Raw genomic sequence first — 25,002 nt, 5'->3', positions numbered from 1 at the left:
CCGGTAACGGACCGAGCACCCGCTCATTAGACCCTTGACACCCCTAAAGGTCTAGGCCAAGCTCCGGGTACTGGTCTAAACCAATCATGAACCAGATCCCAGCCCCACAGGCAGCACTTGGCGTATGTCATCGCGGCGGGCAAGGGAAGTGCAATGCAGCATCCCTGAGGAGGGTGGCGTGAAGCGCAAGCTCATCGCGGCGGTCGGTGTCGCGGGCATGGTGATCGGCCTCGCGGCGTGTGGCGACGGGGACGACAGCAAGGGCAAGACCGACGCGAACGGCAACAAGGAGCTCACCGTCTGGGTGATGGACGGCTCCGCTCCCCAGCCGTGGCTCGACGCCGTGAACAAGGAGTTCGAGGCCAAGCACCCGGGCACCAAGGTCAAGGTCGAGATCCAGCAGTGGAAGGGCATCCAGGAGAAGGTCACCACCGCCCTCTCCGAGAACACCCCGCCGGACGTCATCGAGCTCGGCAACACCCAGACCGCCGGCTACGCCGTCACCGGAGGCCTCGCCGACCTCACCGGCGACAAAGCCAAGCTCGGCGCCGACTCCTGGTCCAAGGGCATGCTGCCGTCCGCCGAGGTCGACGGCAAGCTGTACTCCGCCCCCTGGTACGCCGCCAACCGTGTCGTCGTCTACGACAAGAAGGCCTACGCCAAGGCCGGCGTCACCCCGCCCAAGACCCGCGACGAGTGGATCGCCGGCCTGGAGAAGCTGAAGGCCGCCGACCCGGCCACCCAGCCGATCTACCTCCCCGGCCAGAGCTGGTACGTCCTCGCCGGCTTCATCTGGGACGAGGGCGGCGACCTCGCCGTCAAGGACGGCGACAAGTGGAAGGGCCAGCTCGGCACCCCCGCCGCCAAGAACGGCATGGAGTTCTACAAGAAGCTCCAGGCGTTCTCCACCGCCCCGAAGGACAAGGACGAGGCCACCCCGCAGCAGTCCACCGACATCGTTCCCAAGGGCGGCGTCGCCTCCTGGATCGGTCTCGGCTGGGAGGCCGGCGGTGCCGAGAAGGCCCTGAAGGACGCGGGCAAGGAAGCCGACTTCGGCTACTTCCCGATCCCCGGCAAGACCGCGGACAAGCCGGGCGCCACCTTCCTCGGCGGCTCCAACCTCGCCATCGCCGAGCGCTCCAAGAACAAGGACCTCGCCAAGGAGTGGCTGGCCCTGGCCGCCGGCAAGGACCAGATGACCAAGTACGCCGCCGAGCTCAAGGGCGCGCTGCTGCCCAACCAGGAGGCCGCGAACTTCCAGGCCCCGGCCGGCTCCTTCGCCGAGGCCATGGCCCAGGGCGCCGTCTCCGGCAAGATCACCCCGATCACCCCGGGCTGGGCGAACGTCGAGACCGAGCCGAACCCCATCAAGGAGTTCATGACCAAGGTCCTGAAGGGTGACGACGCTGCCAAGGCGGGCGAGGCGGCCGACAAGGAAATCGCCTCCCGCATCAACAAGTAACACCCGGCGCCCCCGGCAGCGGAGGGCACCACCTGAGCAGCAGCACCACCTGAGCAGCACCACGCACCGGGGGTGCGGCAGGCGCGCACCGGCGCTCGCCGTACCCCCGGTCGCGCATTGACGCCACAGTCAACCGCGAGGAAACAACGACATGACCGTGCACTCCCAGGGAGCGGCGACCAGCGCTCCACAGGACGCACCACAGAAGTCCGCCGGAAGGCCGCCCGAGCCGCCGGCGCAGACCGATCCCGGCCCGGGCAGCCGGCCGTCTCCTCGCGGGGGCAGAAAGTCGCTCCCGTCCGGCTGGCTGCCGTACGCACTGATCGCGCCGGCCGTCATCAGCCTCGCCGGGCTGCTGCTCTACCCCTTCTTCAAGAACATCCTGCTGTCGTTCCAGCGGGTCAACCGGATCGAACTGATCCAGCGCAAGACCCCGTTCACCGGGTTCGACAACTACACCGAGCTGCTCGGCGACTCGCAGTTCTGGACCGTGGTCGTCCGGACCTTCGCCTTCACCGCCGTCAATGTGGCCTTGACCATGGTGCTGGGGTGCCTGATCGGCATCCTGCTCAACCACCTCGGCAAGAAGATGCGGCTGGTCCTGTCGCTGGCCCTGGTCATGGCCTGGGCGATGCCCATCGTCGCCTCGGTCACCGTCTTCCAGTGGCTGTTCGACGAGCAGTTCGGCGTCGTCAACTGGCTGATGCGCACCCTCGGCTTCTCCGGCTACGAGCAGCACAACTGGTTCGAGACCGGCTTCTCCACCCTGGCGATCATCACCGTCCTGGTGGTCTGGGGCTCCATCCCCTTCGTCGCCCTCAACATGTACGCCGGCCTGACGACCGTCGGCGCCGAGCTGTACGAGGCCGCCAAGATGGACGGCGCCAACGGCTGGCAGACCTTCTGGAAGGTCGTCTTCCCGAACCTCCGGTCCTTCTTCCTGGTCACCACCTTCCTCGAGGTGATCTGGATCTTCAAGGTGTTCACCCAGGTCTACGCGATGCGGGCCGGCGGCCCCGACCGCGCCTCCGAGACCCTCCCGGTCTTCGCCTACATCGAGGGCCAGAGCCAGGGCCACTACGGCCTCGCCGCCGCGATCTCGGTCCTGACGATCGTGATGCTCGTGGTGGTCATGTCCTTCTACTTCCGCCTGATCCTCAAGCAGGAGGACGAGAGTTGAGCACGCACACGCAGCAGACCCTCCGCAAGCGCAAGCCGGTCCGGCCCGCCGCGGTCGCCAAGAACCTCGGAGCGCTCCTCCTCGCGGTGGTCTTCGTCTTCCCGGTCTACTGGATGATCTCCTCGGCGCTGAAGCCGTCGAGCGAGATCCTCACCAAGGACCCGGTCTTCGTCTTCACGCCGACCTTCGACAACTTCGGCACCGCCACCGGCGTCGAGCTGTTCTGGACCTACGTGCAGAACAGCCTGATCGTCACGGTCTCCGCCGTGCTGCTGGCGCTGCTCGTCGCCCTCGCCGCGAGCTTCGCCATCGCCCGGATGAAGTTCAGGGGCCGCAAGGGCCTGGTGCTCGGCGTGATGATGGCGCAGATGGCCCCCTGGGAGGTCATGGTCATCGCGATGTACATGATCGCCCGCGACGCGGAGATGCTGAACAGCCTCCCGTTGCTCACCGCGATCTACTTCGTGATGGTCCTGCCCTTCACCATCTGGACCCTGCGCGGCTTCATCGCCGCCGTCCCGGTCACCCTGGAGGAGGCCGCCCAGATCGACGGCTGCACCCGCGGCCAGGCCTTCCGGAAGGTGATCTTCCCGCTGCTCGCCCCGGGCCTGATGTCCACCTCGCTCTTCGGCTTCATCACCGCCTGGAACGAGTTCGCCATGGTCCTGATCCTCAACAAGGACAAGAGCGCGCAGACCCTCCCGCTGTGGCTCACCCAGTTCCAGACCGCCTTCGGCAACGACTGGGGCGCCACCATGGCCGCCTCCACCCTGTTCGCCCTGCCGGTCCTGCTGATCTTCGTCTTCCTCCAGCGCAAGGCCGTCGGCGGGATGACCGCCGGCGCCGTGAAGGGATGAGGCACATGACCGTCCTTGCGCACCGCGTCGACACCCTGACCCAGGACGCGCTCGCCGTCCTCCAGCCCGGCTTCGAGGGCACCACCGCCCCCGGCTGGCTGCTCCGCCGGGTCTCCGAAGGCCTCACCTCGGTCGGCCTGTTCGGCCGCAACATCACCTCGCCCGAGCAGCTCGCCGCGCTCACCGCGCAGCTGCGCGCCGAGCGCGAGGACGTCCTCGTCGCCATCGACGAGGAAGGTGGCGACGTGACCCGCCTGGAGGTGCGCGGCGGCTCCTCCTTCCCCGGCAACCTCGCACTCGGCGCGGTGGACGACACCGCCCTGACCCGGGACGTGGCCCACGAGCTGGGCCGCCGCCTCGCCGAGTGCGGGGTCAACCTCAACTGGGCCCCGTCCGCCGACGTCAACTCCAACCCGGACAACCCGGTCATCGGTGTCCGGTCCTTCGGTGCCGACACCCACCTCGCGGCCCGCCACACCGCCGCGTACGTCGAGGGCCTCCAGGCCGCGGGCGTGGCCGCCTGCACCAAGCACTTCCCCGGCCACGGCGACACCAGCGTCGACTCGCACCACGCCCTGCCGCGCATCGACGCCGGCCTCGACACGCTCCACGCCCGCGAGCTGGTGCCCTTCAAGGCGGCCATCGCGGCCGGCACCAAGGCCGTGATGAGCGCGCACATCCTGGTCCCGTCCCTGGACCCGACCCGGCCCGCCACCCTCAGCCCGCAGATCCTCACCGGACTGCTCCGCAAGGAGCTCGGCTACGAGGGCCTCATCGTCACCGACGGCATGGAGATGAACGCCATCGCCGGGACCTACGGGATCGAGCGCGGCTCCGTGCTCGCCATCGCGGCCGGCGCCGACGCGATCTGCGTGGGCGGCGGACTCGCCGACGAGGCCACCGTGCTGCGGCTGCGGGACGCCCTGGTCGACGCCGTGCGCGAGGGCTCCCTGCCCGCGGAGCGGCTCGCCGACGCGGCCGCACGCGTCCGGGCCCTCGCCGACTGGACCCGGCGCAACCGTACGCAGGCTCCGGCGGACGCGCGGCAGCAGGAGGGGAGCGGCGCGTCCGCCATCGGCCTCACCGCGGCCCGCCGCGCCCTGGCCACCTCCGGCGCCGCGGCCGCCGTGCGCCGCCCCTACGTCGCGACGCTCACCCCGGTCGCGAACATCGCGGTGGGCGACGAGACCCCGTGGGGCGTCGCCGCCGAACTGGCCGCACTGGTCCCGGACACCGCGTCCGGGGTCTACCCGGAGGGCGCCGTCGCGGCGGAGGTCCTCGCCGCGGCCGGGGACCGCACGGTCGTCGCCGTGGTCCGCGACGCGCACCGCCACCCGTGGATGGCGGCGGCCGTGGCCGAGCTGGTCGCCGCGCGCCCGGACACCGTGGTGGTCGAGATGGGCCTGCCCCGGGCCGAACCGGCCGGAGCCCTGTACATCGCCACGCACGGCGCCGCCCGGGTCTGCGGCCGCGCCGCGGCCGAGGTCATCGCGGGGGTGGCCCCCGGGGCCTGAACAGCGGCCCCGCGTCATGGACCGGGCCCCGACGCCCCGGGCAGGGAGCGTCCGGGCCCCGGGGCGTCCCGCGGAACCAGGCGGTCGTGCGGGACGCCCCTTCTTCGACTCCGACGTGCGCAGCGCCGCGCACGCCGGCCCCGGCCGGTCCCCGACCATGCCGGACCGGGTACACCGGAGGCCGGGCTTCCCAGGGGGAAGCCCGGCCTCCGGTGCTGTTGCGTCAGGGACCGTCCCCGTGCGTCAGGGCCTGTCCCAGAGCGTCAGCTCGGTGAGGAAGTCGGGCTTGCCGCCGTTGTCCTCCACCTTCGTGATCTTCATCATCGCCAGGTTCTCGTCCTTGGTGACGGTGCACAGCAGCGCGCCCGGGGTCAGGTACCGCTCGATCGCGTCCGCGTCGAGCTGCTGGGACAGGGCGTTGCCCCCGGCGGCCCTCTCGCACTGCTCCGGAGTGGTTCCGTCGCTGAGCCCGGTCGGGGTCTCGAACTTCAGCAACCGGAACTGCCTGTCGTCTCCCGCGCCGGAGTAGATCAGCTCCGTCGCGCTGAAGTCGGATCCGGACGGCACCATCTTCGGGGCGTCCAGGTCGCCGTGGGAGTAGCCGGTGGTCGGGAAGCGCATCGCGAAGGGGCGGTTCTCGAACAGCACCTTGTACGTGCGGCCGGAGGCGCCCGCGGACGGGGCGGCCGCACCGCCGGAGGCCGGAGCCTGCGGCGGGGAAGCGGCGGGCGGTGACGGGGTGGTGGAGCCCGCCGCGGACGGTCCGGAAGAGGACGGCGGCCGCGCCGCGGCGCCCGGCTGCCCGCCCGTGTTCCCGCCCGCGTCCGTGTCCGGACCGTCCTTCCGGGTCAGGGCCCAGCCCGCCACGGCCACTGCCACCACGGCCACCGCCACGGCCCCGATCACCACGGTGCGACCCCTGCGGCGGGCGGGCGCGGCCGACGGCGGCAGGGGCCCGGTGCCGGGTGGGCCGACCGGTGGGCCCGCGGGCTGCCGGGGGTGCGTCGCCCCGGCATCCGATCCGCCGCCGGTGCCGTAACCGCCCCCGGTGGGGTAGGGGTTCCCGGCAGGCTGCGGAGCCCCGTCGGGTGCCCCGTGGGTGTGCCCCGGCGGGACGGTCGTCCCGTACGCCGCCGGTCCCGCCCCGGGCGGATCGGGCAGCCGCCGCGCCGCCAGCTCCCGCCCGGCGATGTCCGAGGCGAGCGGGGCGGGCAGCCAGCTGCCGAAATCCCGCAGCGACCGCCCGGAGAACTGCTCGCACAGGGCGGCCAGTTCGGCCGGACCCGGCCGGTCCCGCGGGTCGGCGGCCAGGCAGTGCGTCAGGACGGTCCGGAGCGGTTCCGGATATCCGGTCAGATCCGGGGGCCGCGTCGCGGTGTTGGCGATCCGGTTGGCCACGGTGATCGCGCCGCCGTCCCCGTACGGATGCCGCCCGGTCGCGCAGACCGCCGCGATCAGGCCCAGCGAGAAGACGTCGCTCGCGGGGGTCAGCGGCAGGCCGCCCGCGTGCTCCGGAGACATGTACTGCGGGGTGCCGATGAAGCCGCCGCTGCGGGTGAGGTGGGTGGCGTCGGCGGCACGCGCGATGCCGAAGTCGATGACCCACGGTCCGTCCGAGCCGATGAGCACGTTGCTCGGCTTCAGGTCGCGGTGGATCACCCCCGCCTTGTGCACTGCCTGCAGTGCCTCCGCCGCGCATCCGGTGAGCTGGAGCGCGGCGGCCTCCGGCAGCGGCCCGTACCCGGCCAGTGCCGCGTCCAGCGACAGCCCGGGGACGTAGGCGGTGGCCAGCCACGGCCGGGGGCCGGCGGTGTCGTGGTCGACCACCGGCACGATGTGGTAGCCCTGCACCTGCCGGGCGGCCCGCGCCTCCTGCTCGAAGCGGCGCCGGAACTCCTCGTCCTGCGCGTACTCCCGGCGGATCACCTTCAGCGCGACCGGCTGTCCGCCGCGGGTGCGCGAGAGGTAGACCGAGCCCATCCCGCCCTCGCCGATCCGGGCGAGCAGCCGGTAGCCGGCCACCTCGCGCGGGTCCTGCGGGTCGAGTGGCTCCGGTCGGGGCCCTGAACCAGTGGTGTTGATGAGATCATCTCTCCCCGTCACGGAAGTGATGCTATAGCTGCACGGAGCGCTACCGAGGGGAAACGGAACAAGAGCGCCCAGTTGCGGGGAGAATCATGGAGCACCACCTGGCGGTTTCCGCCGAACGGGCCGACTATCTGGTCGAACTCTCCAATGTCGTAAGGCAGAAGGACATCGGGCCGCGCGGCCCCCGCTCGCTGCGCAGGCTCGGGCTGGTGCTGCGCGCCCTGATGGAGCTCACCCGGGACCCGGACGTCTCCGTGTACCTGGTGGCCGACACCAGCCTGCTGGGCGGATGGCGCGAGTTCGCGGACCGGGCGGAGGTGCGCCGACTGCGCCGCTGGGTGGCCGAAGGGACGGTCGAGGAGGTCGGCGACGCCGACGGGCGGATCCTGGAGCTGGCACGGATGACCGGCACCCGGGTGATCACGGGGGACCGGTACGTGGACCACCGGCTCGCCCACCCCTGGATCCAGGGGAACACCTGGCAGTTCCTCCGCCCCGAGCCGCGCTCCGACGGCACGGTCGCGCTGGCGGCGGTGGACATGGGGGTCAGTTCGGCGGCGGAGATCTCCCGGAAGATGGAGCTCGACGCACTGAAGAAGCAGGGCCTCCTCGGGCCGTCGAGCACCCCGCTCACTGAGGTGCTGATGCGCTCCTGGAGCTGCCCGGAACCCCGGTGCTCGCTCTACGACGCCGGGAAGGGCGGCCGGGTCCTGCTGCCGCGGATGCGGCGCGGCGTGCCGACCTGCGAGCTGCACGGCGGGCCCCTGGCGGACGCCGGTCCGCGTCGCGGCACCGCGCAGCTCAAGGCCGTGGTGGACGGTACCTGCGTGGCCCGCTACACCCTCGCCGAGGGTGCCGGGGTCGCGGTCGGCAGGCTGCCGGAGCCGGCGGGCATCGCCCTGCACAGCCTGCTGGCGCCGGAGGTGGCCGCGCGGGTCAGCCGTACGCACGTGACGGTGTCGGCAGAGCAGGGGTCGGTGTCGATCCGGGACGTCAGCAGCTACGGCACGCGGATGCGCCGGGCGGGCCGGAAGGGCCGGTTCGGCCCGTGGGAGCCGCTGCCCAAGGGCGCGGGCCGGGCGTTCCGGCCGGGTGACGAGGCCGAGCTCGCGCCCGGTGTGCTGCTCACGCGCAGCGGCCGCCGCTTCCCCGCCGAACTGGCCGACGCCTGGCGGTCGGAGGCGGCGGCGCTGCGCCCGGGGCCGCCGGGCGCGAGCGCGACCACGACCCGGTACTGATACGCCTCCGGGCCGGTGCGCCGGCACCGGCCCGGAGGCGTGGCGAGAGGGCCTACAGGCCCTGCCAGGCCGGCTTGGCGGCGTAGGTGTGGCGGAAGTAGTCGGCCAGCTTCAGCTTGGAGGCCGCGGCCTCGTCCACGACCACCGTGGCGTGCCGGTGCAGCTGGAGCGCGGAGGCCGGGACCAGGGCGGAGAGCGGGCCCTCCACGGTCTGGGCGACGGCCTCCGCCTTGCCCTCGCCGGTGGCGAGCAGCACCAGGTGGCGGGCGTCCAGGATGGTGCCGATGCCCTGGGTGATGACGTGGTGCGGCACCTGGTCGATGTCGTCGTCGAAGAAGCGGGCGTTGTCCACCCGGGTCTGCTCGGTCAGCGTCTTGATGCGGGTGCGGGAGGCGAGCGAGGAGCAGGGCTCGTTGAAGCCGATGTGCCCGTCGGTGCCGATGCCGAGCAGCTGGAGGTCCACCCCGCCGGCCTCGGCGAGCGCCCGGTCGTAGGCGTCGCAGGCCGCCTGGACGTCCTCGGCGGAGCCGTCGGGGCCCATGAAGCTGGCCTCGGTCAGCCCGAGCGGCTCGACGACCTCGCGGAGCACGACCGCGCGGTAGGACTCGGGGTGGCCGGCGGGCAGGCCGACGTACTCGTCGAGCTGGCATATCCGGGCGCGCGAGGCGTCGACCTCGCCGCGCGCGACCTTCCCGGCCAGGGCTTCGTAGATCGGCAGCGGCGTCGAGCCGGTCGCCACACCCAGCAGGGCGTCGGGCTTGCGGCGGACCAGGGCGGCCATGGCCTCCGCGATGAGCTCGCCGCCTGCCTTGGCGTCCGGGACGATGACAACTTCCACGCTGGGCCTGCCGTTCTGGAGAGGGTCCCCGGCGCAGCCGAGGGGAGTGTGGGCTGTGTGGTATAGACCAATCTAGCAGAGCCGCCCCCTTCCCGGCTGCGTTTCCGCCCGACTTCCATCGTGGTCCCGATCGGCCGTCCCGGCAGGCCGGGACGGCCGTCGCGCCGTCAGAGCAGGGCGAGCTGGAGGCCGCCGGTCGCGGCGAGGTGCTGGCCGGTCACCCACTGCGCGTCGGGCGAGGCCAGGAAGGCCACTACCGAGGCGACCTCGTCCGTGGTCCCCAGTCGGTGGAACACCGAGCGCGACTCCGCGTGCGCCCGCATCGCCGGATCGGCCAGGAGGGCCGCGTTGAGATCGGTCTCGATCACGCCCGGGCCCACCGAATTCACCGTGATCCCGCGAGGCGCGAGCTGCGCGGCGAGCGACACCGTCAGGGCGTTGACCGCGCCCTTGGCGGTGATGGTGGCGAGGATGGCGGGCAGGGCGATGTCCGGGGTGCCGGTCACGTTCACGATCCGGCCGCCGTCCCTCAATCGGGCCAGCCCGTGCCGGATGACGAAGAACGGCGCCTTGGCGTTGAGCGCGTGCGCCCGGTCGTAGGTCTCCTCGTCGGTCGACTCGATGTCCGCGAAGACGGCCGAGCCCGCGTTGTTCACCAGGACGTCCACCCCCTCGGTGCTCAGCGGGTGGGCGTCGTACGCCGCCCAGAGCGCCTCCGCGTCGCCCGGGACACCCAGTTCCGCCCGGAGGGCGAAGGCGCGCCCGCCGGCCTCCTCGATGCCCGCCACGGTCTCCTTCGCCGCCGCCTCGTTGCTGCCGTAGTGCACGGCCACCAGCGCGCCGTCGCGGGCCAGCCGCTGCGACACCGCCCGCCCGATGCCCCGGCCGCCGCCGGTGACCACTGCCGTCTTCCCCTCGAGCACGCCCATGGCGCACCCCTTTCCGTAGCGATCGATACAGAACCTGACGACGGGGACCGTACCAGATTTTCTAGCGCACGCTATAGAATTGGCGCATGGTGACCGGACAGCGCGGCAGGCCCCGCTCCTTCGATCGTGACGCCGCCCTCGACAAGGCACTGACCGCCTTCTGGGAACGCGGCTACGAGGCGACCTCGATCTCGGACCTCACCAAGGCCATGGGCATCGGTGCGCCCAGCCTGTACGCGGCCTTCGGCGACAAGCGCAAGCTCTTCGACGAGGTCGTGGTGGTCTACGGCGGCCGCTACGGGGACTTCGCGAGCGTCGCGCTCGCCGAGGAGCCCACCGCGCGGGCCGCGATCGCGCGCATCCTGCGCGAGGCCGCCGAGATCTACACCGACCCCGCCCACCCGCCCGGCTGCCTGGTGATCAGCGCGGCCGTCAACACCACCGCCGACGAGGTGGCGGAGGCGCTGCGGACCCGTCGGGAGGCCAACCTGGCGGCCTTCGAGAGCCGCATCCGGGCGGACGTCGCCGCCGGGGAGCTGCCGGCGGACACCGATGCGCGCGCGCTGGCCCGGTACTGCGGGGCCGTGATCCAGGGGATGTCCGTGCAGTCGCGGGACGGCGCGACCCGGGCAGAACTGGAGACGGTGGCCGAGACGGCGCTCCGCGCCTGGCCGGCGTAGGGACTCCCCTGGCGCGTTCCTCCGGGGTGTTCCCCGGTGGACTCCTCTGGGCCACGGTGCCGGGACGGGACCCTCAACCCGTCCGGCACCGTAGCCCGGAGTTCTTCGGCCGGCAGGTGTGCGGTTCCTGCGGCCGGCAAGAGGTGCCTGCGCGGTCAGGGCAGATCGCGTGGCTTCCTCGATCCGTCCTCCTGTGCGGGGAGGACGGAAGCTCTGTGGCGATTGTGGACTAGACCAATATCCTCTGTCCATCCGACGACGGAAACGGATTCCGAACCGTCGCTTCCTCCAAGGTTACGCGGCCCACCGTACTCATGGGTATTCCTGTGGGGAAAGTCTTGTCCGAAACCCGGGTACGCTCGCACATGTGCCCTCCATGAACGACCTCGTACGCCAGCACACCGCTCTCAGCGACACCGACCTGGAGTGGCTGCACATGCTGGTGTCGGAGTGGCAGCTGCTCTCCGACCTGTCGTTCGCGGACCTGGTCCTCTGGGTGCCCACCCTGGACGGCACCCGCTACGTCTCGGTCGCCCAGATGCGGCCCAACACCGGCCCCACCTCCTACCAGGACGACATGGTCGGCCACCTGGTGCCGCGCGGACGCCGCCCGCTGCTGGACGCCGCCCTCGACGAGGGGCGCATCGTACGCGAGGGCGACCCGGAGTGGCGGGAGGAGGTCCCCGTGCGGGTCGAGTCCATCCCGGTCCGCCGTGAGGGCCGGGTACTCGGGGTCATCGCCCGGAACACCAACCTGCTCACTGTGCGTACACCGAGCCGGCTGGAGCTCACCTACCTGCAGTCCGCCTCCGACCTGGCGCAGATGATCGCCGCGGGGGCCTTCCCGTTCCCCGGCCAGCAGGTCGACATGGACGCCTCGCCGCGGGTCGGCGACGGCCTGATGCGGCTGGACGCCGAGGGCGTGGTGACGTACGCGTCCCCGAACGCGCTCTCCGCCTACCACCGGCTGGGTCTGGCCTCCGACCTGGTCGGCCAGCACCTCGGCACCACCACCGCCGAACTCGCCCCGTCCCGGGGGCCGGTGGACGAGGCCCTGGTCAAGCTCGCCAGCGGCTGGGCGCCGCGGGAGACCGAGGTCGAGGGCAACGGCGGCGTGATCCAGCTCCGCGCGATCCCGCTGAAGCCCAAGGGCACCCGGATCGGCTCGCTGGTGCTCTGCCGGGACGTCACCGAACTGCGCCGTCGCGAACGTGAACTGATCACCAAGGACGCGACCATCCGGGAGATCCACCACCGGGTGAAGAACAACCTGCAGACGGTGGCCGCGCTGCTGCGGCTGCAGGCCCGCCGCATGGACACGGCCGCCCCCGGCGGGGCCAATGCCCGGGAGGCCCTCAACGAGGCGGTGCGGCGCGTCGGTTCGATCGCGATCGTGCACGAGACGCTCTCGCAGAACCTGGACGAGCGGGTCGAGTTCGACGACATCGCCGACCGCGTGATCGCGATGGTCGCGGAGATCTCGCCCGGGAAGGTCGACTGCCGGCGCCTGGGCCGGTTCGGGATCCTGGACGCCGAAGTGGCCACGCCGCTGTCGATGGTGCTCACCGAGATCCTGCAGAACGCCCTGGAGCACGCCTTCGCACCGGGGGAGCGGGGCACGGTCGAGGTGTCGGCGACCCGCGGCGGCACCGGCCGCGACGACGCCCGGCTGCTCATCACGGTGCTCGACGACGGCCGCGGACTGCCCGAGGGGTTCGACCCCCAGAAGGCCGGGAACCTCGGGCTGCAGATCGTACGGACCCTCGTCGAGGGGGAGCTCGGCGGCAGCTTCGACATGGTCCCGGGGGACGGGCGCGGCACCAAGGTCGTGCTCGACGTCCCGGCGTGCCCCCAGAAGTAGCCGGCGCGGGCGGCTTCGCCGTCACGCAGCGTATCCACCCGGATTGTCACTCAGCGTGGCGGAACCCGGTGTGGGGCAATGCCGTGTCCGCACAGCACTGAGCCCCGGCCGGGGTTCCCGGTCGGGGCTCAAGAGCACGTTGCCGATCGCTACGGGGTACTACGCGCTGCGGCTCGAGGCTCGAAAGTCGATGATCAGGCGCTGGCGTTGCGCGCCCGGTTGCGGGCGGCGCGGCGCTTCATGGCGCGGCGCTCGTCCTCGCTCAGGCCGCCCCAGACACCGGAGTCCTGGCCGGACTCGAGCGCCCACTGCAGGCACTGCTCCATGACGGGGCAACGGCGGCAGACGGCCTTGGCTTCCTCGATCTGCAGCAGCGCAGGACCGGTGTTGCCGATGGGGAAGAAGAGCTCGGGGTCTTCCTCGCGGCAAACGGCGTTGTGACGCCAGTCCATGGCTGCTCCATCTCCTTGTATTGCGTACAGGTTGCTTGTGAATGTGAACGCTTTCACGAATCCCCCCGCAAGGGAAGGGCCAACGCCCAGTTTCCCGGGGCGGTCCGTGATTCGTGGAGGGGTTCTGGCGGTCTTCGTGGGTGCTGGCCGGGTTGTGCGGGCCGTCCCGATCGCCATGTAGAGATTCGCAAACCTCGGACGGGGATACAACCCCTTCCGGAAAGTTTTTTTTGATTCGTCGGTGTCGACTAGGTCACAGCCGTACTTCTAGGGGGTGGACCGGCGTCTAAACGTTCGAGTGAAAGGAGTATGGCCCCTTCTACTCACACAATCACACGCAGTGCACGGCGAACGCCTGTGAACCGAACGCTGGTGCGCAGACCGAGGTGGTCTCCGTCCATCTGGAAAGGAAGCGGCACCTTCGAATGCAAGGTGAACTCGGTCAGATCGTGCAGGGACACCGCATGCTTGCCGCGCGGACCGCGCTCAGGAGTCGAGGTCAGGAGCTGCGTCGCATAGCGCGCGACCGCCGAAGTTGACAAACGGTTCAGCGCCAGGACGTCAAGTGCGGTGTCGAAGGACGCCTGCGGGGACGCGTACAGCGGCCGGTTCCCGAGGAAGGTCCAGGGTGAGGTGTTGCACACTATCGACAGCACCAGACCCGGCACCGGGTCCGCGCCCGGCCGCTCCAGGGTGACGGTGCCGCGCCGCCGGTGCGGCTCCTCCAGGTACTGCCGCAGAAGCTGTCGCACGTACAGGGAGTGCGTCGAACGCTTGCCGCGCTCCCGCTGCTGCTCGACCCGCCCGACGACGCCCGCGTCGAACCCGAAGCCGGCGCAGAAGGTGAACCAGCGCGGCGGGACCCCCTGGTCCTCCGAACCCGCCGGGCCGTCAGCCAGTCCGAGTCCCACCGTCCGCTCGCGCCGCTCGCGCAGCGCGTCCAGCAGCGCGCCCGTCGCCTCGACCGCGTCATTGGGGAGGCCGAGCGCCCGCGCGAAGACGTTCGTGGACCCGCCCGGCACCACGGCCAGGCCGGGCAGCCGCTCGGGATCGGGCCCGGCGTGCAGCAGGCCGTTGACCACCTCGTTCACCGTGCCGTCGCCGCCCAGCGCCACGACCAGCTCGATGTCCTCGCTCTCGGCCGCCTGCCGGCCGAGGTCCCGCGCGTGCCCCCGGTACTCGGTGGTCACCGTCTCCAGCTTCATCTCGCTGGCCAGGGCATGGATCAGGACGTCACGCGTACGCGCACTGGTGGTGGTCGCTGCTGGGTTGGCCACGAGAAGTGCACGCATGAGCGTCAGAGTACCCACACCGTGTCGGCTCACCCATACCGCCCGCCCCCCTGCCCGCCGACGATCAAGGCCTGCCACGAGGTGCCGCACGGTGGCGCGGCTACCCTGCTGGGGTGAGTACGCAGCAGACCTCCGCGACCCCGTCCCTGCCCGGCCGGCTGACCGCCGCCGCGGCGCTCACCGCGCTGGAGGGCCTCGCGCTGGCCGGCCTCGGTGTCTATCTCCTCTACGTCGGCATCGCCGGCGACGCCGACTCCCCGCAGCAGGCGGAGACCGGCGGCCTCACCGTGCTCGGGCTCGCCGCGCTGCCGCTGATCGCGGCCCGCGGCCTGCGCCTGGGCCGCCGCTGGAGCCGTGGCCCGGCGCTGATCACCCAGATCATGGCCATGCCGGTGGCCTGGACCCTGTGGACCACCGGCGGCGCGATGGCGTTCGCCGCGGTGGCCCTGGCCGTGGCCGCGCTGGCCGTCCTGGTGATGCTGGTCAACCCGACGGCCACCGAGGCCCTGGGCATCGGGCCCCGCGAGGAGACCCGCTAGCCCCCGCCAGGCCTGCGAGGAGACCCGCCGGGAGGCGTCCGGCGGGTCCGGGTCACTCCTCGACGAGCAGCTTGTCCCGGAGCTGGGCCAGGGTGCGGGCCAGCAGCCGGGAGACGTGCATCTGGGAGATGCCGACTTCCTGGGCGATCTGCGACTGTGTCATGTTGCCGAAGAAGCGCAGCAGCAGGATCCGCTTCTCCCGCGGCGGCAGCCCCTCCAGCAGCGGCTTCAGGGACTCGCGGTACTCGACGCCCTCCAGCGCCTCGTCCTCCGCCCCCAGCGTGTCCGCCACCGCCGGCGACTCGTCGTCCGTGTCCGGCACGTCCAGGGAGAGCGTGCTGTAGGCATTGGCCGATTCCAGCCCCTCCAGCACCTCCTCCTCCGAGATCCCGAGCCGCTCGGCGAGCTCGTGGACCGTGGGGGAGCGGCCGTGCTGCTGGGACAGCTCGGCCGTGGCGGTGGTCAGTGACAGCCGCAGCTCCTGGAGGCGGCGCGGGACCCGGACGGCCCAGCCCTTGTCCCGGAAGTGCCGCTTGATCTCGCCGACCACCGTCGGGGTCGCGTACGTCGAGAACTCGACCCCGCGGTCCGGGTCGAACCGGTCCACCGACTTGATCAGGCCGATCGTGGCGACCTGTGTCAGGTCGTCGAGGGGTTCACCCCGGTTGCGGAACCGCCGCGCCAGGTGCTCGACCAGCGGCAGGTGCATCCGCACCAGCCGGTTGCGGAGCTCGGCCCGCTGCGGGGAGCCCTCGGGGAGTTCCCGCAGCTCCAGGAACAGGGCCCGCGCGCCGCTGCGGTCGCGCGGATCGTGCTCCTCGTGGTGTTCGTGCTCGTTATCGCTCACAGGGCCCGCCCGTCGCTCCGCCGAGTCCAAAAAGCCGTCTGCCGCAAGGCCGTCCGTCAGGTCCTCCGCCGCCACCGGGTGCGGCCGGGCCTGTTGTTCCGGGATGCCGGAGGCGGACTCCCGCACCGGGGTCTCCCCGCCGCTCACGCCGCGCCTGGTCCCGCGCCGCGCTGTTTGTAGAGGCTGATGCTGACCGTGCGGTCCTCCTCGACCGTGGACTCGACCTTGCCGGCCAGCGCCGACAGGACCGTCCAGGCGAAAGTGTCGCGCTCGGGTGCGCGCCCGTCCGTGGTGGGCGCGGACACGGTCACCTCCAGCGAGTCCTCGATCAGCCGGAACACGCAGCTGAGGACGGAGCCCGGAACGGCCTGCTGGAGCAGGATCGCGCAGGCTTCGTCCACCGCGATGCGGAGGTCCTCGATCTCGTCCAGGGTGAAGTCCAAGCGCGCCGCGAGGCCGGCCGTGGCCGTTCGCAGCACGGACAGGTAGGCACCCGCGGCCGGCAGCCGGACTTCCACGAAGTCCTGGGTCCCGGGCTCGCCTGCGATCTGGGACACCCTCACCTCCAAGGTGGTACGAGCTCTGTTCGCCGGTGACGCTATCGCGATCCGGACGATCGTGTCGCGGCACCCCCGGTGGCAACCCCACCCACGGCCAGTGACCGATGGTAAGCCCATGGGTACGCACAGTGGCTAGGGGTCTGCGGGTTCCAAATCGGGGGAACCGGCGGAGGGTTGACCTACCCCGCCGCGCGCGATCGAACCTCAGACGATCGAGGCATCGACGAAACACCACCGCCAGGTCTCGCCGGGCTCGTAGCTCCGCATCACCGGATGTCCGGTCTGGTGGAAATGTGCCGTCGCGTGCCGGTGCGGGGACGAGTCGCAGCACGCCACGTGCCCGCACCAGAGACAGAGCCGCAGCTGCACCGGGTGACTGCCGATGGCTTCGCATTCCGGGCAGGTCAGGGCACGGGGGATGGGCTCGGGGCGCGGCAGTTCGGCAACATGCGGGCACTCGCTCATGATGGCCAGGTTACGCAGGTCGGGGCGCGCGACGAGCTACGGAGGGCTGATCTTCGATGGAAGTACTGACGCTTGTGGCACTGGTGGCGTTCAGTGCCACGGTGGCGGGCCTGGCCCGCCGGACCCCGGTGCCGGCCCCGCTGCTGCTGGTCGCCGCCGGACTGGCCGCGTCGTACGTCCCCGGCGTGCCGGCGTACGAACTGGACCCGCACATCGTGCTCCCGCTGGTGCTGCCGCCCCTGCTGTACACGGCCGCGGTGGACAGCTCGTACCTGGACCTGCGGGCGAACCTGCGGCCGGTCGCGCTGCTGTCGGTGGGCTACGTCCTGTTCGCCACCCTGGCGGTCGGCTATGCGGCGTACCTGCTGGTGCCGGGGCTGCCGCTGACCGCGGCGCTGGTCCTGGGCGCGGTGATCGCCCCGCCGGACGCGGTGGCCGCGACCGCGATCGCCCGGAAGCTGGGTCTGCCGAACCGGATCACGACCATCCTGCAGGGCGAGTCCCTGGTGAACGACGCCACCGCGATCACCGCGTACAAGGTCGCTCTGGCGGCGGTGATCGGGGAGGGCGCGGGCTGGGCGGGCGGCTTCGGCGAGTTCCTGCTGGCCTCGGTGGGCGGCGTCGGGGTCGGTCTGGTGCTGATGGTGCCCATCCACCACCTCCGCACCCGGCTGCGCGAGCCGCTGCTCCAGAACACCCTGTCCCTCCTGATCCCCTTCGTGGCCTACGCGGCGGCCGAACGGGTGCACGCCTCCGGGGTGCTGGCGGTGGTCGTGGTCGCCCTGTACCTGGGCCACCGGGCCTGGCAGGTGGACTTCGCCACCCGGCTGCAGGAGGGGGCGGTGTGGAAGATGGTCGCCTTCATCCTGGAGTCCGTGGTCTTCGCGCTGATCGGCCTCCAGCTGCCGGTGGTGCTGCAGGGGCTCGGGGACTACGAGGGCGGAGAGGCGGTCTGGTACGCCGTCGCGCTGTTCCTGGCGGTGGTGGTGGCGCGGTTCGTCTGGGTCTTCCCGGCGACGTTCCTGCCGCGGGTGCTGTCCGCGCGGATCCGGGAGCGGGAGCCGGGGACCGACTGGAAGTCGCCGGTGATCGTGGGCTGGGCGGGCATGCGGGGCGTGGTGTCCCTGGCCATCGCCTTCTCCATTCCGATGGCCCTGGACGACGGCAGCCCCTTCCCGTACCGGAACCTGATCCTCTTCCTCACCTTCACCACGGTGATCTTCACCCTGGTGATCCAGGGGCTGACGCTGCCGCCGCTGATCAGGGCGCTGCGGCTGCCGCAGCGCGACGTGCAGGCGGAGACGCTGGCCGAGGCGCAGGCGCAGAGCGAGGCCTCGCGGGCGGCGGAGGAGCGGCTGGCGGAACTGCTCGCCGACCCCGGCAACGCCCTCCCGCCACCGCTGGCGGACCGGCTGCGCAGCGTGCTGGAGCGCCGGCGCAACGCGGTGTGGGAACGGCTGGGGGAGACCAATCCGGTGACGGGGGAGTCGGCGGACGAGATCTACCGCCGGCTGGCCCGGGAGATGATCGAGGCGGAACGCGAGGTCTTCGTCGCCCTCCGGGACCAGCGCCGCATCGACGACGAGATGCTCCGGGCCCTGCTGCGCCGGCTGGACCTGGAGGAGGCTGCGGCGTACCGCGAGGAGACGGCGTAGCGCACGCCCCGGCCCGCCCGCTCAGCTGACGCTCATGCCGTGGTCGGGCCAGGTGCCGGACTCCGCCCGAAGCGCGTTGATCTTCCGTGACGCCTTGAGGAAGAGGTGGTCGGTCCGCCCGTCCTCGGCGGCGGACCGGCCGCCGGCCCGCTCCAGCGACAGATGGCGTACGAGTGCCCCCGGCTCGGCCCCGAACGCGTACCGCACGTGCCCGGCGTCCTCCGACACCTTCCGGAAGTACACGATCGCCGCCATCTCAGGGGCGTCCGGTGACCACGGCCGCGAGGGTGGTGCCGCGGGGGAAGGCGCCGTCCTCGGCCAGCCGCAGCAGGGCCCAGAGCAGCTTCGCCACGTACAGCCGTTCCACCGGGACGCCGTGCCGCTGCTCGAAGTCGGCGGCGAAGGCGTCGAGGCCGGCGGGGACCCGGGCGTAGCCGCCGTGGTGGAACCCGTCGGCCAGAGTCCAGTTCGGCAGGACCCGCCCGTACGCGGCCGTCTGGAGGGAACGTATCTCCCCGTCGAGGAAGCCGCCCTTGAGTACCGGCACCCCCAGCGCCCGCTGCCCGGGACCCAGTCCCGCCGCGAGCCCGGCCAGCGTCCCGCCGGTGCCGCACGCGACGGCCGCCACGTCCGCCACCCCGGCCAGTTCCCGCCCCAGCCCGGCGCACCCCTCCAGGGCGAGTGCGTTGCTGCCCCCTTCGGGGATCACGTACGCCCCGGCGGCCCCCGCCTCGCCCGCCAGCCCTCCGGGGTGGGCCCCCTTCTCCCGGTACCGCGCCCGGCTGACGAAGTGCAGCCGCATGCCGTCGGCCGCGCACCGCGCGAGCGAGGGGTTGAGCGGCCGCCCGGCCAGCTCCTCCCCGCGCACCACCCCCACGGTCGGCATCCCGAGCAACCGCCCGGCGGCCGCGGTGGCCCGCAGATGATTGGAGTACGCCCCTCCGAACGTCAGCAGCTCCGGGTACCCCTCCGCCACGGCCACCCGCAGGTTCGGCGCCAGCTTCCGCCACTTGTTCCCGGGCAGCTCGGGATGCACGAGATCGTCCCGCTTCAGCAGCAGCCCCACCCCGCACCGCCCGAACCGTTCGTCCACCGCCTCCACCACCGGCGACGGCGGCCGTTCCCGAAGGGTCGCGTCAAGGTCCACGGAGCGGTTCACCCGTCCATTGTCCGGCGTACGTCCGCTGTCCGGCGTACCGGCGGGGTGGGGCGAGGGCCGGGGCCGGCCCTCGCCCCTCGGTTCACTTCAGGCGTTCCGCCACACGGGTGCGCATGGAGGTCATGGTGAAGCCCTTCGGGTCGATCTTGCCCGGTTGCCATTCGAGGTGGCCGATGACCGAGCGCGAGGTCCAGCCGTGGACGCGGCAGACGGCGGCGGCCGCGCGGGCGATGGCGTCGAGCTGGCGGGCGGGCCAGGGGTCCTCGCCGTTGCCCAGGTTCTCGCACTCGAAGCCGTAGAAGTGGCGGTTGCCGTCGGTGGTGGACTGGTTGTCCGGGGGGAGCCCCCGCTCCGCGATCACCGCGTTCAGGACGTCGGGGTCGCCGCCGCCCGCGTGGTTGGCGCGGCCGTAGCCGACCAGGTGGACCCGGCCGTCCTTGGTGATCACGCCGTGGCAGAGCGGGCCCGGGAGGCGGGAGTCGCCCTCACGGCACAGCGCGACGGTGCTCGCCGTGCCGTGCGTGACGGTGTGGTGGATCATCACACCGTGGACCGGCCCCCACGGGCCCTTGTGGTTGCGGTTGTGTGTGCGCCAGGCCCCGACCTCGACGACGGTCAGCCCCTCGTTGCGCAGTGCCGTGATGAACCGTTCCGCGGACATGGGTGCGGACATGGCCGCCTCCTTCCTTGCGTACCGGGAGTGAACATCCACTACCCGATGTAGCGGAGGTGGAGGTTCCGCGGCTAGTCCTTTCGTACGGCGAGCGAGCCGTTCCGGACACCCGTGTCCGCCGGTGGCCGCTTCCTCAGGAGGCGAGCCAGAGGTCCGGGCCGAAGACCTCGTAGTGGATGTCCGACGCCGGGACACCCGCGGACAGGAGCTGTTCGCGGACCGCGCGCATGAAGGGGAGCGGGCCGCAGAGGTAGGCGCGGGTGCCGGGGGCCAGCGGGAGGCCGGAGAGGTCGGCCAGGCCGGTGCGGTCCTCCGCCGTGGCCCCCGACTCGTACCAGAACTCCGCGCGGGCGTCGGGCAGTTTGCGGGTGAGCGCCCGGTGGTCGGCACGCAGCGCGTGGTCCGCCGGGGAGCGGTCGGCGTGGACGACGGTGACCGGGGCCGTGTGGCCGGTTTCGGCCAGGTGCTCCAGCATCGACAGCATCGGGGTGCAGCCGATGCCGGCCGAGGCGAGGAGCAGCGGCGCGGGCCGGTCGCCCGTGCCGGGCAGGACCAGGTCGCCGTACGGCGCGGAGACGCGCAGGGTGGCGCCCTCGTGGACGTGCTCGTGCAGGTGGCGGGAGACCTCGCCGTCGTGCACCCGCTTGACGGTGATGGAACGGACCGGCGAGGCGGGTGCGCCGGAGAGGCTGTACTGCCGGATCTGGCGTGCGCCGTCGGCGAGTTCGACCTGTACGGAGACGTACTGGCCGGGCCTGAAGGAGGGGGCGGGACCGCCGTCGGCCGGGGTCAGCCGGAAGGTGGTGCAGTCGGCGGTCTCCTCGGTGCGCCCGGTGACCGTCCACGCGCGCCACACGTCGCCGGCGAGGACCTGCCGCTCGGCGTAGAGCCGCTCCTCGATGGCGGTCAGGGCGCCCGCCATCAGCCAGTACACCTCGTCCCAGGCTGCCGCGACCTCCGGGGTGACGGCGTCGCCGAGGACCTCGGCGATCGCCGCGAAGAGGTGGGTGTGGACGAGCCCGTACTGCTCGCGGGTGACGCCGAGCGAGGCGTGCTTGTGGGCGACGCGGTTCAGCATCACGTCCGGGCGGGTGTCCGGGTGGTCGACGAGGTGGGTGGCGAAGGCCGCGATGGACCCGGCGAGGGCCTGCTTCTGCAGCCCGGCGGCCTGGTTGCCCCGGTTGAACAGGTCGCGCAGCAGCTCCGGACGGTCCGCGAACAGCTTCCGGTAGAAGAGGTCCGTGATCTCGCCGATGGCGGCGCCGACGGCGGGCAGGGTGGCGCGTACGGTCGCGGCCGACTTCTCCGAGAGCATCGATGGTCCTTCTTTCGTTCTGTGCCGGTTTGTTCTTCGGGTTAATTGGTATTTGAGATGCGTATTTAAGGGTGTGGCATGAGCGGGTGCTGTCGTGCGTGCTGTGAGCGCCCGGTATCGGCCACGCGGCGCCGGTCGCCGGTGCCGCTAGGGGGCCGGGCTTCCGGGGCCTCTGGAGATCCCCAGGAGCAGCGGCCCGGTCGGTGCCGCCACCAGCTCACCCACGGTCAGCGGGTCCAGTGCCGCGTAGAACGCCTCCTGGGCCCGGCGCAGCGCGCCGCGCAGCACGCAGGCCGAGCGCAGCGGGCACGGCGTACTGCCCTCGCACTCGACCACGTCGTCGGCGCCCTCCAGCTCGCGGACCAGGCCACCGACCGAGGCGTCCCGGCCGGCGGTGGTCAGTGCCAGGCCGCCGCCCCGGCCGCGCCGCGCCTCGACCAGTCCGAGGTGCTGCAGCCGGGCGACCACCTTGGCGGTGTGCGTGTACGGGACCTGCATGGTCGCCGCCACCTCGCGCGTCGTGGGCTGCTCGGCGTCCTCGACGGCCAGGCGCATCAGGACGCGCAGGGCCAGGTCCGTGAATCGGGTGAGCCGCATGGGTGCAGCGTAGGAAACCTTGCATCTTGGATGCAAATTAACGGCCGCGGAGGGCGCGGAGGAGGCGGGTGGGCCCGGACCTCGCGGCGGGCGCCCGGTGGCCGGATCACGCCCTGCGGACAGAGGGCGGGGACCCTAGAGAGTTCCCCGCTCCCGGCCCTGGTAGTCCCACCCTTTTGTGTAATGGTCCCGTCGCGTTGCGCCCTGGAAGGCTCGTGTCCCGCACATCCGTGGAGTGTCGAAAGGGATAGACATGTCGGTCCAGGCAGGTTCCGAAACCGAGGCACAGGCGGTGCCCCAGCGCAGTCTCGCCACCTCGGCCGCACGGAACTTGGCAACCACGACCAAGTCCGCGCCGCAGATGCAGGAAATCACCTCGCGGTGGCTCCTCAAGATGCTGCCGTGGGTGTCGGTGCAGGGCGGCGCGTACCGGGTGAACCGGCGGCTCAGCTACTCGGTCGGCGACGGCCGGGTCACCTTCGTCAAGACCGGGGACCAGGTCCAGGTCATCCCCGCGGAGCTCGGCGAACTGCCCCTGCTGCGCACCTACGAGGACCTCGACGTGCTCGGCGAACTCGCCCAGCGCTTCCAGCAGATCGAGTTCCAGGCCGGCCAGGAGCTCACCTCCTTCGGCAGCCAGGCCGACCAGGTCTTCCTGCTCGCCCACGGCCGCATCGAGCAGATCGGCCCCGGCCCCTACGGCGCCGACGCCGTACTGCGCACCGTCGCCGACGGCGCCTACTTCGGCGAGGACAGCCTCGTCGACGACGAGGCCATCTGGGAGTACACCGCCCGCGCGGCCACCTCCGGCACCGCGCTCGTGCTGTCCCGGCAGGACTTCCGGCTCCTCGCCGACCGCGTCGACTCGCTCCGCGCGCACCTCGACCGGGCCCGCAGCCGCCCCGAACAGCGCACCAACGAGCACGGCGAGGCCGAGATCGACCTCTCCGCCGGTCACATCGGCGAGCCCGTCCTGCCCGGTACGTTCGTGGACTACGAGGCCAGGCCGCGCGAGTACGAACTGTCCATTGCACAAACGGTCCTGCGGGTCCACACGCGCGTCGCGGACCTGTACAACCAGCCGATGAACCAGACCGAGCAGCAGTTGAGGCTCACCGTGGAGGCGCTCCGCGAGCGCCAGGAACACGAGATGATCAACAACCCGGAGTTCGGTCTGCTCCACAACGCGGAGTACGACCAGCGCATCCAGCCGCACGACGGTGCGCCGACCCCGGACGACTTCGACGCGCTGCTGTCCATGCGGCGCGACTCGAAGCTGTTCCTCGCCCACCCCAAGGCCATCGCCGCCTTCGGCCGCGAGTGCAACCGGCGCGGTCTGGTCCCCGAGACCGTCGACGTGGCCGGCAGCCGCATCCCGACCTGGCGCGGGGTCCCGATCTTCCCGTGCAACAAGATCCCGATCAGCGACGCCCGCACGACCTCCATCCTCTGCATGCGCACCGGCGAGGACGAGCAGGGCGTGATCGGCCTGCACCAGCCGGGTCTCCCGGACGAGCTGGAACCGAGCCTGTCGGTCCGCTTCATGGGCATCAGCGAGCAGGCGATCATCTCGTACCTGGTCACCGCGTACTTCTCGACCGCGGTGCTGGTGCCGGACGCGCTGGGCGTGCTGGAGAACGTCGAGATCGGCCGCTGGTACTGAGCGTGAACGCCATCGCGACCGGTGAGGGCCAGGAGGCCGTGGCCCTGCTCGAACACGCCAGAGAAACGGTCAATCCCGAACTCAGGCGTGCTGTCGAGGAGTTGCCCGGTTCCATGCGCCGCGTGGCCATGTACCACTTCGGCTGGGAGCGTGCCGACGGCACCCCCGCCGACGGCCGCACGGGCAAGGCCATCCGGCCCGCCCTGGTCCTCGCGGCCGCCCGGGCCGTGGGCGGGGACCCGGGCCGGGCCGTCCCGGCCGCGGTGGCCGTGGAGCTGGCGCACAACTTCACCCTGCTGCACGACGACGTGGTGGACGAGGACGTGCGGCGCCGCGGCAGGGCCACGGCCTGGACGGTCTTCGGGGTTCCCGACGCGATCATCGTCGGGGACGCCGTGGCGGCGCTCGCCCTGCGGCGGCTGGCACAGCACCCGCACCCGGCCTCCGCGGCCGCCGTGGTCCGGCTCACCTCCTGTCTGATCGAGCTCTGCGCCGGCCAGCAGGCGGACTGCGCCTTCGAGAAGGTGGCCGAGGTCTCGCTGGACGAGTGCCTCACCATGGCGACGGCCAAGACCGGGGCCCTGCTGGGGTGCGCGTGCGCCCTCGGCGCGCTGTACGCCGGGGCGGGACCGGACGAGGTCGACGCCATGGACGCCTTCGGGCGGGAGGCCGGACTGGCCTTCCAGCTGATCGACGACCTGATCGGCATCTGGGGCGACCCGGAGCACACCGGGAAGCCTGCCGGGGCCGATCTCCTGGCCCGCAAGAAGTCCCTGCCCGTCGTCGCCGCCCTCACCTCGGGGACGGAGGCGGGGGCCGAGCTGGCCGAGCTGTACGCGGGCCCCATGACCGGGGACGACGTACGGCGGGCGGCCGACGCGGTGGAACGGGCCGGGGGCCGTGACTGGGCGCAGGCCCATGCCGCGGACCGGATGGGCCGGGCGGTGCACCAGCTGTCCCGGGCGGTCCCGGACCTGGCGGCGGCGGGCGGACTGCTGGCCCTGGCGGAGTTCGTGACCCGGCGCACCCGCTGAGCGCGCCCGCTGAGCGCACCCGTCGGCGGCGCCCGCTGAGCCCGGGCGCGGCCCGGCCGCGTGCGGGAAAGGCCCGTTCCGGCACCCCACGGTGCCGGAACGGG

Annotated in this window: 24 protein-coding genes; 11 read left to right on the top strand and 13 right to left on the bottom strand. The window is 72.0% G+C overall.

From position 1 onward, the window contains the following. The first annotated feature begins 178 nt into the window (after window positions 1–178). The 4 genes from ACGFQ9_RS36235 to ACGFQ9_RS36220 all read left to right on the top strand — a co-directional run bounded on the left by ACGFQ9_RS36235 (window position 179) and on the right by ACGFQ9_RS36220 (window position 5,013). A complete protein-coding gene (locus tag ACGFQ9_RS36235) occupies window positions 179–1,462 on the top strand; it encodes an extracellular solute-binding protein (protein WP_393579936.1) in 1,284 nt (427 codons plus the stop codon). Between the two features lie 151 nt (window positions 1,463–1,613). Beyond that, window positions 1,614–2,642 (top strand): carbohydrate ABC transporter permease, encoded by a 1,029-nt coding sequence (locus ACGFQ9_RS36230; RefSeq protein ID WP_393579934.1) that lies wholly within the window; start codon window positions 1,614–1,616, stop codon window positions 2,640–2,642. Then, the gene (locus ACGFQ9_RS36225; protein WP_393579933.1) at window positions 2,639–3,499 is read left to right on the top strand and encodes a carbohydrate ABC transporter permease; all 861 of its coding nucleotides are present in this window, start codon (window positions 2,639–2,641) and stop codon (window positions 3,497–3,499) included. The genes ACGFQ9_RS36230 and ACGFQ9_RS36225 overlap by 4 nt, the downstream gene beginning before the upstream one ends. A 5-nt stretch (window positions 3,500–3,504) precedes the next feature. Further along, on the top strand, window positions 3,505–5,013 hold the full coding sequence (locus ACGFQ9_RS36220) for a glycoside hydrolase family 3 protein (protein WP_393579931.1): 1,509 nt from the start codon (window positions 3,505–3,507) through the stop codon (window positions 5,011–5,013). Window positions 5,014–5,256: 243 nt separating this feature from the next. Here the strand turns inward: ACGFQ9_RS36220 and ACGFQ9_RS36215 are convergent, their stop codons facing one another. After that, window positions 5,257–7,116 carry a serine/threonine-protein kinase gene (locus ACGFQ9_RS36215; RefSeq protein ID WP_393579929.1) on the bottom strand — a complete coding sequence of 620 codons (1,860 nt, stop codon included), beginning with the start codon at window positions 7,114–7,116 and terminating at the stop codon, window positions 5,257–5,259. 74 nt (window positions 7,117–7,190) lie between these two features. Here ACGFQ9_RS36215 and ACGFQ9_RS36210 point away from each other — a divergent pair, with 74 nt between their 5' ends. Beyond that, on the top strand, window positions 7,191–8,339 hold the full coding sequence (locus tag ACGFQ9_RS36210; protein ID WP_393579928.1) for an FHA domain-containing protein: 1,149 nt from the start codon (window positions 7,191–7,193) through the stop codon (window positions 8,337–8,339). A gap of 52 nt (window positions 8,340–8,391) precedes the next feature. Here ACGFQ9_RS36210 and nagB read toward each other — a convergent pair whose 3' ends face one another. Together nagB and ACGFQ9_RS36200 are read right to left on the bottom strand one after the other, a co-directional pair. Then, window positions 8,392–9,177 (bottom strand): glucosamine-6-phosphate deaminase, encoded by a 786-nt coding sequence (gene nagB, locus ACGFQ9_RS36205; RefSeq protein WP_393579926.1) that lies wholly within the window; start codon window positions 9,175–9,177, stop codon window positions 8,392–8,394. A gap of 167 nt (window positions 9,178–9,344) precedes the next feature. After that, the gene (locus tag ACGFQ9_RS36200; RefSeq protein ID WP_393579925.1) at window positions 9,345–10,106 is read right to left on the bottom strand and encodes an SDR family oxidoreductase; all 762 of its coding nucleotides are present in this window, start codon (window positions 10,104–10,106) and stop codon (window positions 9,345–9,347) included. A gap of 86 nt (window positions 10,107–10,192) precedes the next feature. Here ACGFQ9_RS36200 and ACGFQ9_RS36195 point away from each other — a divergent pair, with 86 nt between their 5' ends. Together ACGFQ9_RS36195 and ACGFQ9_RS36190 are read left to right on the top strand one after the other, a co-directional pair. Further along, on the top strand, window positions 10,193–10,786 hold the full coding sequence (locus ACGFQ9_RS36195) for a TetR/AcrR family transcriptional regulator (RefSeq protein ID WP_393579923.1): 594 nt from the start codon (window positions 10,193–10,195) through the stop codon (window positions 10,784–10,786). 376 nt (window positions 10,787–11,162) lie between these two features. Continuing rightward, window positions 11,163–12,647 (top strand): sensor histidine kinase, encoded by a 1,485-nt coding sequence (locus tag ACGFQ9_RS36190; RefSeq protein ID WP_393580017.1) that lies wholly within the window; start codon window positions 11,163–11,165, stop codon window positions 12,645–12,647. Window positions 12,648–12,841: 194 nt separating this feature from the next. On the opposite strand, the gene ACGFQ9_RS36185 is transcribed toward ACGFQ9_RS36190, so the two are convergent. Further along, window positions 12,842–13,099, bottom strand: a complete 258-nt coding sequence (locus ACGFQ9_RS36185; RefSeq protein ID WP_003953983.1) for a WhiB family transcriptional regulator — start codon at window positions 13,097–13,099, stop codon at window positions 12,842–12,844. Window positions 13,100–13,422: 323 nt separating this feature from the next. Then, window positions 13,423–14,391: a diacylglycerol/lipid kinase family protein gene (locus ACGFQ9_RS36180; protein WP_393579921.1), complete on the bottom strand. Its 969-nt coding sequence runs from the start codon at window positions 14,389–14,391 to the stop codon at window positions 13,423–13,425. A gap of 113 nt (window positions 14,392–14,504) precedes the next feature. Between ACGFQ9_RS36180 and ACGFQ9_RS36175 the strand changes: the two genes are divergently transcribed. Then, the gene (locus tag ACGFQ9_RS36175; protein WP_393579920.1) at window positions 14,505–14,930 is read left to right on the top strand and encodes a hypothetical protein; all 426 of its coding nucleotides are present in this window, start codon (window positions 14,505–14,507) and stop codon (window positions 14,928–14,930) included. 52 nt (window positions 14,931–14,982) lie between these two features. Here the strand turns inward: ACGFQ9_RS36175 and ACGFQ9_RS36170 are convergent, their stop codons facing one another. The 3 genes from ACGFQ9_RS36170 to ACGFQ9_RS36160 form a co-directional block, all read right to left on the bottom strand. Further along, entirely contained in the window at window positions 14,983–15,924 is a 942-nt protein-coding gene (locus tag ACGFQ9_RS36170; RefSeq protein WP_393579919.1) for an RNA polymerase sigma factor SigF, read from the bottom strand. After that, window positions 15,921–16,334: an anti-sigma regulatory factor gene (locus tag ACGFQ9_RS36165; RefSeq protein ID WP_393579917.1), complete on the bottom strand. Its 414-nt coding sequence runs from the start codon at window positions 16,332–16,334 to the stop codon at window positions 15,921–15,923. The genes ACGFQ9_RS36170 and ACGFQ9_RS36165 overlap by 4 nt, the downstream gene beginning before the upstream one ends. Before the next feature lie 207 nt (window positions 16,335–16,541). After that, complete coding sequence (locus tag ACGFQ9_RS36160) at window positions 16,542–16,802, bottom strand: UBP-type zinc finger domain-containing protein (protein WP_393579915.1); 261 nt, start codon at window positions 16,800–16,802, stop codon at window positions 16,542–16,544. A 56-nt stretch (window positions 16,803–16,858) separates the two neighbouring features. On the opposite strand from ACGFQ9_RS36160, the gene ACGFQ9_RS36155 reads away from it, so the two are divergent. After that, complete coding sequence (locus ACGFQ9_RS36155; protein ID WP_393579914.1) at window positions 16,859–18,457, top strand: Na+/H+ antiporter; 1,599 nt, start codon at window positions 16,859–16,861, stop codon at window positions 18,455–18,457. A 21-nt stretch (window positions 18,458–18,478) separates the two neighbouring features. On the opposite strand, the gene ACGFQ9_RS36150 is transcribed toward ACGFQ9_RS36155, so the two are convergent. The 5 genes from ACGFQ9_RS36150 to ACGFQ9_RS36130 form a co-directional block, all read right to left on the bottom strand. Further along, a complete protein-coding gene (locus ACGFQ9_RS36150; protein WP_393579913.1) occupies window positions 18,479–18,712 on the bottom strand; it encodes a hypothetical protein in 234 nt (77 codons plus the stop codon). 1 nt (window position 18,713) lies between these two features. Further along, on the bottom strand, window positions 18,714–19,616 hold the full coding sequence (locus tag ACGFQ9_RS36145) for a 1-aminocyclopropane-1-carboxylate deaminase/D-cysteine desulfhydrase (protein WP_393579911.1): 903 nt from the start codon (window positions 19,614–19,616) through the stop codon (window positions 18,714–18,716). Window positions 19,617–19,698: 82 nt separating this feature from the next. After that, window positions 19,699–20,289, bottom strand: a complete 591-nt coding sequence (locus tag ACGFQ9_RS36140; protein ID WP_393579910.1) for an N-acetylmuramoyl-L-alanine amidase — start codon at window positions 20,287–20,289, stop codon at window positions 19,699–19,701. 133 nt (window positions 20,290–20,422) lie between these two features. Beyond that, the gene (locus tag ACGFQ9_RS36135) at window positions 20,423–21,604 is read right to left on the bottom strand and encodes a globin domain-containing protein (protein ID WP_393579908.1); all 1,182 of its coding nucleotides are present in this window, start codon (window positions 21,602–21,604) and stop codon (window positions 20,423–20,425) included. A gap of 147 nt (window positions 21,605–21,751) precedes the next feature. Next, the gene (locus ACGFQ9_RS36130) at window positions 21,752–22,201 is read right to left on the bottom strand and encodes an RrF2 family transcriptional regulator (RefSeq protein ID WP_393579906.1); all 450 of its coding nucleotides are present in this window, start codon (window positions 22,199–22,201) and stop codon (window positions 21,752–21,754) included. A 253-nt stretch (window positions 22,202–22,454) separates the two neighbouring features. Here ACGFQ9_RS36130 and ACGFQ9_RS36125 point away from each other — a divergent pair, with 253 nt between their 5' ends. Together ACGFQ9_RS36125 and ACGFQ9_RS36120 are read left to right on the top strand one after the other, a co-directional pair. Then, window positions 22,455–23,864 (top strand): family 2B encapsulin nanocompartment shell protein, encoded by a 1,410-nt coding sequence (locus ACGFQ9_RS36125; RefSeq protein WP_393579905.1) that lies wholly within the window; start codon window positions 22,455–22,457, stop codon window positions 23,862–23,864. Further along, the gene (locus ACGFQ9_RS36120) at window positions 23,861–24,898 is read left to right on the top strand and encodes a family 2 encapsulin nanocompartment cargo protein polyprenyl transferase (protein WP_393580016.1); all 1,038 of its coding nucleotides are present in this window, start codon (window positions 23,861–23,863) and stop codon (window positions 24,896–24,898) included. Before ACGFQ9_RS36125 ends, ACGFQ9_RS36120 begins: the two co-directional genes overlap by 4 nt. The last annotated feature ends 104 nt before the right edge of the window (window positions 24,899–25,002 follow it).

The organism is Streptomyces sp. NPDC048603, assembly GCF_043199475.1.
GTDB lineage: Bacteria > Actinomycetota > Actinomycetes > Streptomycetales > Streptomycetaceae > Streptomyces.
This window is presented reverse-complemented; position numbering and strand designations above follow the sequence as displayed.